The sequence below is a fragment of the Thioalkalivibrio sp. genome (assembly GCF_041690275.1).
GTDB lineage: Bacteria > Pseudomonadota > Gammaproteobacteria > Ectothiorhodospirales > Ectothiorhodospiraceae > Thioalkalivibrio.
On record NZ_JAWLHP010000037.1, the window covers coordinates 21,410 to 30,565 of the forward strand.

General features: G+C 67.1%; 11 protein-coding genes. 2 read left to right on the plus strand and 9 right to left on the minus strand.

Going from position 1 to position 9,156, the window contains the following annotated elements; genetic code table 11:
* Positions 1-128: 128 nt before the first annotated feature.
* Positions 129-707, plus strand: coding sequence for a TM2 domain-containing protein (locus ACESMN_RS08700; RefSeq protein ID WP_373053203.1), 579 nt, complete (start codon positions 129-131; stop codon positions 705-707).
* A 62-nt stretch (positions 708-769) separates the two neighbouring features.
* Here the strand turns inward: ACESMN_RS08700 and ACESMN_RS08705 are convergent, their stop codons facing one another.
* The gene (locus ACESMN_RS08705) at positions 770-1,096 is read right to left on the minus strand and encodes a hypothetical protein (protein ID WP_373053204.1); all 327 of its coding nucleotides are present in this window, start codon (positions 1,094-1,096) and stop codon (positions 770-772) included.
* A 75-nt stretch (positions 1,097-1,171) separates the two neighbouring features.
* On the opposite strand from ACESMN_RS08705, the gene sohB reads away from it, so the two are divergent.
* On the plus strand, positions 1,172-2,167 hold the full coding sequence (gene sohB / locus ACESMN_RS08710; RefSeq protein WP_373053205.1) for a protease SohB: 996 nt from the start codon (positions 1,172-1,174) through the stop codon (positions 2,165-2,167).
* A 234-nt stretch (positions 2,168-2,401) separates the two neighbouring features.
* On the opposite strand, the gene htpG is transcribed toward sohB, so the two are convergent.
* The 8 genes from htpG to rpsP form a co-directional block, all read right to left on the minus strand.
* On the minus strand, positions 2,402-4,309 hold the full coding sequence (gene htpG, locus ACESMN_RS08715; RefSeq protein ID WP_373053206.1) for a molecular chaperone HtpG: 1,908 nt from the start codon (positions 4,307-4,309) through the stop codon (positions 2,402-2,404).
* Positions 4,310-4,525: 216 nt separating this feature from the next.
* On the minus strand, positions 4,526-5,215 hold the full coding sequence (gene soxX, locus ACESMN_RS08720; RefSeq protein ID WP_373053207.1) for a sulfur oxidation c-type cytochrome SoxX: 690 nt from the start codon (positions 5,213-5,215) through the stop codon (positions 4,526-4,528).
* A 27-nt stretch (positions 5,216-5,242) separates the two neighbouring features.
* Entirely contained in the window at positions 5,243-6,079 is an 837-nt protein-coding gene (gene soxA, locus ACESMN_RS08725) for a sulfur oxidation c-type cytochrome SoxA (RefSeq protein ID WP_373053214.1), read from the minus strand.
* Positions 6,080-6,270: 191 nt separating this feature from the next.
* Positions 6,271-6,897 carry a methylated-DNA--[protein]-cysteine S-methyltransferase gene (locus ACESMN_RS08730; protein ID WP_373053208.1) on the minus strand — a complete coding sequence of 209 codons (627 nt, stop codon included), beginning with the start codon at positions 6,895-6,897 and terminating at the stop codon, positions 6,271-6,273.
* 185 nt (positions 6,898-7,082) lie between these two features.
* Complete coding sequence (rplS, locus tag ACESMN_RS08735; RefSeq protein WP_373053209.1) at positions 7,083-7,454, minus strand: 50S ribosomal protein L19; 372 nt, start codon at positions 7,452-7,454, stop codon at positions 7,083-7,085.
* Positions 7,455-7,464: 10 nt separating this feature from the next.
* The gene (gene trmD / locus ACESMN_RS08740; protein WP_373053210.1) at positions 7,465-8,232 is read right to left on the minus strand and encodes a tRNA (guanosine(37)-N1)-methyltransferase TrmD; all 768 of its coding nucleotides are present in this window, start codon (positions 8,230-8,232) and stop codon (positions 7,465-7,467) included.
* 8 nt (positions 8,233-8,240) lie between these two features.
* Entirely contained in the window at positions 8,241-8,753 is a 513-nt protein-coding gene (gene rimM / locus ACESMN_RS08745) for a ribosome maturation factor RimM (RefSeq protein WP_373053211.1), read from the minus strand.
* A gap of 22 nt (positions 8,754-8,775) precedes the next feature.
* The gene (rpsP, locus tag ACESMN_RS08750) at positions 8,776-9,036 is read right to left on the minus strand and encodes a 30S ribosomal protein S16 (protein ID WP_373053212.1); all 261 of its coding nucleotides are present in this window, start codon (positions 9,034-9,036) and stop codon (positions 8,776-8,778) included.
* Between the last annotated feature and the right edge of the window lie 120 nt (positions 9,037-9,156).

Sequence of the window (9,156 nt, forward strand, 5' to 3'; positions counted from 1 at the left end):
GGCGTGGGTCTCCGGATATTCCGTCGCATGCTAGCAGGGCCGACAAGGCCGCAATAGCAGGCAGACATTCCCTGCGACAACTCGGCCCCGGGGTAGACTGGGCCAAGAACCCGGCTGATGGAGGAATAATGGGGAAGGCGTGGCAGAAGCTGAATCTCGAGGGCGGCGGCCTGCAGGCGGTCAACGCGCTGCTCGCGCAGAAGATGCGATCACGGCCACGGGCCTACATCGCGTGGATCCTGTTCCCGCTGGGTCTGCATCGATTCTACCTGCTGGAGCCGCGCGGCGGGGCAGCCTTCCCCATTCTCAGCCTGGCCGTGGCCGCAACCGCCTGGCTGGCACCGGCCTGGTGGTGGCTGCTGCCGCTTGCAGCCCTTCTGGGACTGGCCATCCACGACCTGTTCTGGATCGAGGGCCGCGTCGTCCGCCTCAACAAGGAGCTGCGGATGCAGCTGTTCCTGCGCAAGGGCAAGGCCAGTCGGCCGCCCAGGGACTACCGGGGGCGCTACATCGAGGAATCGGACGCCGAGGCCGTCAAGCGCGATCTCGACGCCTATCGGGCGACCAAGGAACGGGAACGGGCCGGGCACCCGCCGGAGAACGCCGCAACGAAGAACCCGGACGACCCGGCGCGGAGCCGCCAGCCCTCGTTCAACGAGCAGGAGGCGATGCTTCGGCAGCTCGCCAGGCGGCGGGAGAAGCGTTGACCGCGCCGGCCGGTGATTCCCTGGACGGCCGTTGCGGACTGGCCGCATCGGCGCCATCAGCATCAGGACGGGCCGATGCCACGCAGGCGCCGATAACCCGACTCGGTGATCAGGACGACGTGGACGCTGCCCGGGTAGATCCGACCCTGCGCGCGCAGCCGCTGCAGCAGTGCGGCGTGCTCTGCGGCATCGAGACGGAAGAAATCCCGGTCCTCCGTCAGCGAGCTGCGCACCGCCTTGAAGCGGCGGAAGGTGGTACCCTTCGGCACCTGGTTCAGTTCGTCGAGCTGACGCAGGCTGAGCGTGTCACGGCCACGAAACCGGATGGGACGCGGCGGTTTGCTCCGGGGCCCGGCCTGGCCATCCGGCAGGTCTGATGCATCCGACACTGTCTCGTCCTTCACGGCCTGTCTTGCGGAACCCGGCTCCAGCCTAACGCGGGACGTCACCCAGAGGGAGGATGCATGGAATTCCTGCAGGATTACGCGATGTTCCTTGCCAAGGGCCTGACCATCATCCTGATGGCCCTGGTGGTACTGGGCGCGCTGACCGCGGCATCCCAGCGTAACCGGGGTCGTGGCGACGAACAGCTCACCGTAAGGCATCTGAACCAGCGCTACCGCAACATGGAACGGGTGCTGCGGCTGCGGGTGCTGGGCTGGCGGGCACTGCGCCGGCACACCCGGGAATACCAGCGCCACCGCAAGCGGGCCGCGAAGGAACGCCCGCAGGAACAGACACGCGTGTACGTGCTGCGCTTCCATGGCGACATCCGCGCGACCCGCGTCGACAACCTGCGCGAGGAGGTCTCGGCGATCCTGACCCTGGCCCGGCCCGGAACCGACCGGGTCGTGGTCTGTCTCGAGAGTGGCGGCGGACTGGTGCCCTCCTACGGCCTCGGCGCGGCCCAGCTGGCGCGCCTGCGCGACGCCGGTCTCGATCTCACCGTTGCGGTAGACCGCGTGGCCGCCTCGGGCGGCTACCTGATGGCCGCGGTCGCCAACCGCATCACGGCCGCACCCTTCGCGGTGGTCGGCTCCATCGGTGTCGTTGCCCAGATCCCGAACGTGAACCGGCTGCTGAAACGGCACGACGTCGACATCGAACTGCTGACCGCGGGCCAGCACAAGCGGACGCTCACGATCCTGGGCAAGAACACGCCCGAGGGTCGCGCCAAGTTCCAGGAGGAACTCGAGGAGACCCACGGGCTGTTCAAGGCCTACCTGCAGCGTTTCCGTCCCCAGCTCGATCTCGAACGGCTGGCCACCGGCGAACACTGGTACGGCGAGCGCGCCCTGGACCTGCAGCTGGTCGACGAGCTGCGCACCAGCGACGACCTGTTGATGGCCCTCGCCCGCGAATTCGAGCTCTACGAGGTGATCTTCAATCGCCGCCAGCCAATGAGCCGACGGATCGGCATCGCCTTCCAGGAAGCGGTGGACCGCCTGCTCCAGCGCTGACCCCAACCCCGGAACCCCGGGGAACAGATTTCAAATCTGTCCCCCGGGAGCGGCCTCCGTGGGGGCTCCGTGGGAGCGGCTTCCGTGGGAGCGGCTTCCAGCCGCGATGGTTTTGGGGAAGGCAGGATATCGCGGCTGGAAGCCGCTCCCACGTTTTGGGGAAGGCAGGATATCGCGGCTGGAAGCCGCTCCCACGGAGCCCCCCCGGAGCCCCCCACGGCGGTCGCGCTGCGGTCAGGCCGCCTTGAGCAGCAGTCGATTGAGCCGGGAAACGAAGCCCGACGGATCGTCGAGCTGACCGCCCTCGGTCAGCAGGGCCTGCTCGAACAGCAGCGTCGCGAGGTCGTCGAATTCGGCGCCATCCGCGGCCTTCAGACGCTGGACCAGCGGGTGGGTCGGGTTCACCTCCAGCACCGGCTTGCTGCCAAAGGTCTGCTGCCCCGCCTGCTTCATCAGCTCCTGCAGGTACAGTGCCATCTCGTGCTCGCCGAGCACGATGCAGGCCGGGGATTCCACCAGTCGCTGTGAGGCCCGCACGGTCTCCACGCGATCGCCGAGGGTCCTGCCGATGCGCTCCGGGAGGTCGCCGAGCGCCTCCTTCGCCTTGTCCTCACCCTCTGCGTCCTTGCCCTCGGCGTCCTTGTCCACCAGATCGCCGAGATCCAGGTCCCCCTTCGCCACCGATTTGATCGGCGTGCCGTCGAATTGGTCGAGGTGGGACAGCAGCCACTCGTCGACGCGGTCGGACAGCAGCAGCACCTCGATGCCGTGCTTGCGGAAGATCTCGAGGTGCGGGCTGTTGCGCGCCGCGGCGGGGTTGTCGGCGGTGACCACGTAGATCGCCTTCTGGCCCTCCTTCATGCGCGCCTTGTAGTCGGCGAGCGACACGTTCTGGGTGTCGTCGCTGTTGTGCGTGCTGGCGAAGCGCAGCAGCCTTGCGATCTGCTCCCGGTTGCCGTAGTCCTCGCCCGGCCCTTCCTTGAGCACCCGACCGAACTGGGTCCAGATCTCCGCGTACTTCTCGGGCTCCTTTTCCGCGATGGACTCCAGCAGGCCGAGGATCTTCTTCACCGAGCCCGAGCGGATGCCGTCGACCAGGCGGTTGCTCTGCAGGATCTCGCGCGAGACGTTCAGCGGCAGGTCGGAGGAGTCGACCACGCCGCGCACGAAGCGCAGGTAGCTCGGCAGCATCTTCTCCGCATCGTCCATGATGAACACGCGCTTCACATAGAGCTTCACGCCGTGGCGCTGGTCGCGGTCCCAGAGATCGAAGGGCGCGCGTTTCGGGACGTAGAACAGCGTGGTGTACTGCTGCTTGCCCTCGACATGGCTGTGCACCCAGGCGGCCGGGTCCTCGAAGTCGTGGGCGACGTGCTTGTAGAACTCCCGGTACTCCTCGTCGGTGATGTCGCCCTTCGCGCGCGTCCACAGCGCGCTCGCGCGGTTCACGGTCTCCCACTCGTCGGTGGGCTTGCCCTCGTCGTCGAGCTTCGGCATCCGGATCGGGAAGGAGACGTGGTCGGAATAGCGGGTGATGATGTGGCGCAGCCGGTAGGCCTCCAGGAACTCGTCGGCATCCTCCTTCAGGTGCAGGATCACCTCGGTGCCCGGCTCGGCCCGGCTGGTGTTCTCGAGCGTGTAGCTACCGGTACCGTCCGACTCCCAGCGGACCGCGGCGTCCTCCGGGGCATCGGCGCGGCGGGTCTCCAGGGTCACGCGGTCGGCCACGGTGAACGAGGAGTAGAAACCGACCCCGAACTGGCCGATCAGCAATGCGTCCTTCTGCTGGTCGCCGGTCAGCCGGTTCAGGAATTGCTTCGTTCCCGAACGCGCAATGGTCCCGATGTTCTCGACGACCTCGTCCCGGGACATCCCCACGCCGTTGTCGCTCACGCGGATCTCGCGCTTCTCCCGGTCAAAGCTCACGTCGATATGCAGCTCGCCCGGCTGGACGATAATCCCGGGGCTGGCCAGGGCCTCGAATCGGAGCTTGTCACAGGCGTCGGCCGCATTGGAGATCAGCTCGCGCAGGAAGATCTCCCGGTTGGAGTACAGCGCATGCACCATCAGGTGCAGCAGCTGGCTGACCTCGGTCTCGAAACGGCGTTCTTCACGTTGGGTTTCAGTCATGGTCCTTGGCATCCCTCTGGCATTTGAATCTCGTATCTCGCTCCGCGGGAGGTGGGGGCGACCTTCGGCGTTTTCAAGGGCTGCCGTCGGGAACCACCCGGCCCCCTCCCCGCCTGCGGGTGGGGGTTGGGGAGGGGGCGCGGCCGGCGCGCGAAAAAAAACCGCCGGCGTCGCCGCCGGCGGCTTCGTCACGGTCCGGAAGGACCGCCGAGCGTCAGAAACCCGATCTCATTCGTTGACCGGGGACTCCGGGTCGAACATGTAGGCCATGATGTCGGCAATCGCCTGTTCGTCCAGGAACCCGCTATGCCCAAAGCGCGGCATGTTCGTGCAGGGAAAGTACACGTGCGGGTTGTAGATCATGTCGTAGGCGTACTTCAGCATCGCCTCGCTGGTACCGCGGGTCTTGCCATAGCCGGTCAGGCTCGGCCCCAGATTGCCCCCGGTACGGTCGGTGGCCAGCTGGTGGCAGTTGTAGCAATTGCCGCCCACGTCGCGAGCGCTGTGGTCATCCGTTTTGTGACCCACGCGGTAACCGAAACCGGACCAGGCCAGTTCCCGGCCCCGCTCCCAGTCGCCCAGCTCGATGCCGCCTTCCGGATACACGATGGACTCGGCGGCCGCCGCGCGGACTGCCTCCAGGGTCTCCTGGTCCGGATCCCCACCACCGATGACCGAACAGGCCTTGTGCAGGTCGTCCTGCACCATGCGCTGCCGGGTGGTTCCCCCTTCCTGGACCTCCTGGTCCAGAACGAAGCCATTGGCTTCGAAGATCAGGTGTTCCGCGAGTTCCTCCGGCGTCATGGCGGTGTAGTCAACCGCGTTGCTCTTGTCTGCGTCGGCGACCGCACAGCCGCCGGCGATGAAGATGGTTGCGAGGGCCGCGATACCGGCCGCGATCGGCGTCTTCTTCAACATATCTCGAATCTCCTTGTGCGTCCGGAATCAGCGCTTCATGTCGGGCAGGATGGCCGGCTGGCCACGAGACGCGTCGGTCCAGTAGGACATCAGCGCGATCGACGCATCGCCGTCCGGATTGATGCGCGGCATGCGCATCTGCCAGTAGCAGCCGCGGATCCGGTGCTGGCTGCTGCGCACATTGTCGTGACCGACCCGGAACGCGGGCCACGACATCGCCTTGGTCCACTCTTGCGGCACGTCCTTGCTCGGCAGCACGGATGCGCGGATCCGCTTGCCCGACTCGCCGTGGCAGGTGTTGCAATTGAAGTCGGCAATGCCGGAGCGGCGGTAGAACATCACCTCACCGGCGTCCCGCATCGCGATCTCCAGCGGGTGATCGAGCGGGTTGTTCCACTCCATACCGTTGGACTGCATGGCGATATAGGTCTGGATCTTCATGTGATCGGAACCCGAGCCGTGCCGCCGGGCGACGGCCGGATCGTCCGCTGCGAACCCCTGGACCTCGGTCATGCAGTGCACGATGCGGTTCTCGAGATCCATGACCCGGTCGGTGTCCTCGAAGTAGCGCGGCAGCTCGACGTACGCACCTTCCAGGACCCCGGGGCCCTTGCCGAAGTCGCAGGCCTCCATCGACACGTTGTTGGGGCCGCGCGGCGTATGGAACAGATCCTCGCCGTCCATCCCAGTCCACATCGCCGGGTTGTCAGCCATCATGAGCAGGTTCTGCTCACTCTGCGTGAGATAGGCGGAATCAACCGAGTCGATCAGATCCTGAAGGACCTCCTCCGGCGGCTTTTCGGCATGGGCAGTCGCCCCAAGAGCCAGTGCCACGGGCAGCGCGAGCAAGGCTTTTTTGAACATGGAAACCTCCATCACAGGGTTGTCTTCGTTATTGGCGGCCCGGACCCGACGGATCACGTACCTCCATTCATCCTGCTAATGCGAGCATCCCCTGTCAACAGAAACGGAACATCAGCGTATGCCAACGTTCTAAGTCTGATTTTGCGGGGATAACACCAACATCGAGAGGGGGGACGGTCGTGACTGGATGATTATTCCTGCACCCGGCGAGAAACTTCCGGCCGGCCCGGGCACGGCGACGTCGCTTGCCCGGGAGGGGACATCGTGGACCCCGACGACGACGCACGGGCTTCGTGCGCGAGCAGCCACGCCTTCACATCCGCAAGAGGTCCGCGGCGGTTGCCCGCGTAGCCCCCGGTCGCGCCGTTTCCACCTCCGCCTGCGGGCACCACGCGGTGACAGGGTATGAACAGGGGCCACGGGTTGGCCCGGCAGGCCTGACCGACCGCACGCGGCGCGGAACCGATCGCGTCGGCGATCTGGCCGTAGCTGCGGGTCTCCCCGACGGGAATCGCGCACAGCGCGGCCCACACCCTGCGGGCATGCACAGATCCCGGAGGCACGTCGTCAGGCGCACGCCAGCACCCGGGATCCAGAAAGAAGTCCCTGGGTTCGAAGGGAACGGGAACCGGCGTTCCGGTTCCGAAGAAACCGCGACGCCCGGCGTGCAGCCGGCCATGGTCCTGCGCGGGCGCAGGATCTCCGCCGGCCTCCGCGTCGGTCCATGCGGCCGCGAGCAGCCCGCCGCCCGGCGCCCAGGCCCAGACGAAGGAAAGCGCCAGACCCTCAGAGGTGCAGCGCTGCGAATTCACCACCACGATGCAGGTACCGCCGTGAAGGCGAGGCCATCACGCGAGGGTACCGGGGCACCCTGATCCGGGCGGCCCTCGCCACGCACGCGGTCTTCGGCCAACGGCGCAGATCCGCGGGAGCCGCCCGGGCACCCGGGCGGTCTCCCCAGTGCCCGGGATGGACCGCCCGCGGCGCGCGCTGACGAACCGGGTCAGCCCGACTTGCCCTGGCGGACGGCCTTGACGTCTTCCTTGATCCGGGCCGCCTTGCCGGTCCGGTCACGCAGGTAGTAGAGCTTGGCCCGGCGCACCCTGCCGCGACGCTTCACCTTGATGTCGGCGACCAGCGGACTGTGGGTCTGGAATGCCCGCTCGACACCGGTTCCCGAGGAGATCTTCCGCACGGTGAAGGCGGAGTTCAGGCCGCGGTTGCGCTTGGCGATCACCACCCCCTCGAAGGCCTGGAGGCGCTCGCGGTCTCCCTCGCGGACCTTGACCTGGACCACGACCGTGTCGCCGGGGCCAAAATCCGGTACCGAGGGCTTCATCTGCTCGGCTTCCAGCTGCTGAATAATGCTGTTCATCGTCAAAACCTCAGTCATCGCCATTGCGGCCACCAGCGGCATCTCTCCGCAGGCAGCGGTATTCGTCCAGCAGGGCCGCGTCCTCCGGCCCGGGGGCAAGCCGCGCCAGCAGGTCCGGCCTGCGCTCCCATGTTCGCCCCAGCGCCTCCCGGCGGCGCCAGCGCTCGATCTGCGCATGATGCCCGGTCAACAGCTCCGGCGGCACCGCGCGACCGGCCACGACCTCCGGCCGGGTGTAGTGCGGGCAGTCCAGCAGGCCCTCGGTGAAGGAGTCCTGCGTCGCCGAGTCGTCGTGCCCCAGCGCGCCCGGTAGCAGCCGCACACAGGCATCGATCACGGCCATGGCCGCCAGTTCGCCACCGGAGAGCACATAGTCCCCCAGCGACCACTCCTCGTCCACTTCCGACTCCAGCAGACGCTCGTCGATGCCTTCGTAGCGGCCACAGACCAGCGCCAGCCTCGGCAGGCCGGCAAACCGGCGCACGGCAGCCTGATCGAGCGGCCGCCCCTGCGGGGTCAGCGCAATCACGCGCGCCGGTCCCGGATCCGCCTCGCGGATCGCGGCCAGGGCCGCGGCCAGGGGTTCGTACTGCATCACCATGCCCGGCCCGCCGCCGTAGGGGCGATCGTCCACCGCCTGGTGCGCTCCACTGCCCCAGCGCCGCGGATTCCAGCAGTGCAGTTCGTACAGACCCTGCTCGGCGGCGCGCCGCGTCACCCCGAACGCGCCAACCGACTCGACCAGTTCGGGAAACAGTGTGACCACATCGAAGCGCATCGCGGTCCTCAGAATTCCGGATCCCAGTCGACCTGTACGCGACCCGCCTCGAGGTCCACGTCCGTCACGTAACGCCCCCGCACCCACGGGATCAGACGCTCGCGTTCTCCCTGCACCACCATCACGTCATTCGCGCCTGTCTCGATGAAGCCCTCGATCCGGCCCAGGGACTGGCCTTCCACCGTCTCCACCTTCAGGCCCTGGAGGTCGGCCCAGTAAAACTCGCCCTCGTCGGGCGGCGGCAGCCAGTCGCGCTGGATCGCAAGTGCGCAGCCGATCAGGGCCTGCGCTGCATCCCGGTCGACCGTCTCACGGAACTTCAGCACGACCCCACGACCATGGGCCCGTCCGGCCTCGACCTCGAGACGTTCCCAGCGACCGGCGCGTTCGACCCAGAGTTCCGGAAAGCCGGCGATCGCGCCCCGAGGTTCGGTCTCGGAGAAGACGCGGACGAAACCCTTCACCCCGTACACGCCGGAGATGCGCCCGACGATCAGGCGCTTCGCCCCGGGCTCTTCCACGGGCGCGTCCCCTGCTTCCGCGTTACCCGGCGGCGGCGACCTGCTTGCGGTGTTCCTTGATCAGCCGACCGACGCGCTCTGAGGTCGAGGCGCCACGCTCGAGCCAGTGATCGACACGGGCCAGATCGATCTGCATCGGGATCTCCTGACCCCGGGCGACAGGGTTGAAGAACCCGATCCGCTCGATGTAGCCGCTGTCGCGACGGGCTCGCGAGTCGGTGACCACGATCTGGTAGAAGGGCGCGCGCTTTGCTCCGCGACGGGACAAACGAATGGTAACCATGCCTGCTCTGGACCTCGGAAGCTTCGGGGTTCTTGAGTGAACGCGAAAGTATAACGCATCGGGAGCACGACACAACCTGTGCCCCGCCGTGGGAGCGGCTTCCAGCCGCGATGGTTTCGG

What these genes read in the sequence shown, in the direction of transcription:
- soxA (WP_373053214.1), bottom strand. Translation starts at nt 6,079, where the DNA reads ATGTTCAAAAAAGCCTTGCTCGCGCTGCCCGTGGCACTGGCTCTTGGG.
- trmD (WP_373053210.1), bottom strand. Translation starts at nt 8,232, where the DNA reads ATGCGCTTCGATGTGGTCACACTGTTTCCCGAACTGGTCGAGTCGGTT.
- sohB (WP_373053205.1), top strand. Translation starts at nt 1,172, where the DNA reads ATGGAATTCCTGCAGGATTACGCGATGTTCCTTGCCAAGGGCCTGACC.
- ACESMN_RS08700 (WP_373053203.1), top strand. Translation starts at nt 129, where the DNA reads ATGGGGAAGGCGTGGCAGAAGCTGAATCTCGAGGGCGGCGGCCTGCAG.
- soxX (WP_373053207.1), bottom strand. Translation starts at nt 5,215, where the DNA reads ATGTTGAAGAAGACGCCGATCGCGGCCGGTATCGCGGCCCTCGCAACC.
- htpG (WP_373053206.1), bottom strand. Translation starts at nt 4,309, where the DNA reads ATGCCAAGGACCATGACTGAAACCCAACGTGAAGAACGCCGTTTCGAG.
- rpsP (WP_373053212.1), bottom strand. Translation starts at nt 9,036, where the DNA reads ATGGTTACCATTCGTTTGTCCCGTCGCGGAGCAAAGCGCGCGCCCTTC.
- rplS (WP_373053209.1), bottom strand. Translation starts at nt 7,454, where the DNA reads ATGAACAGCATTATTCAGCAGCTGGAAGCCGAGCAGATGAAGCCCTCG.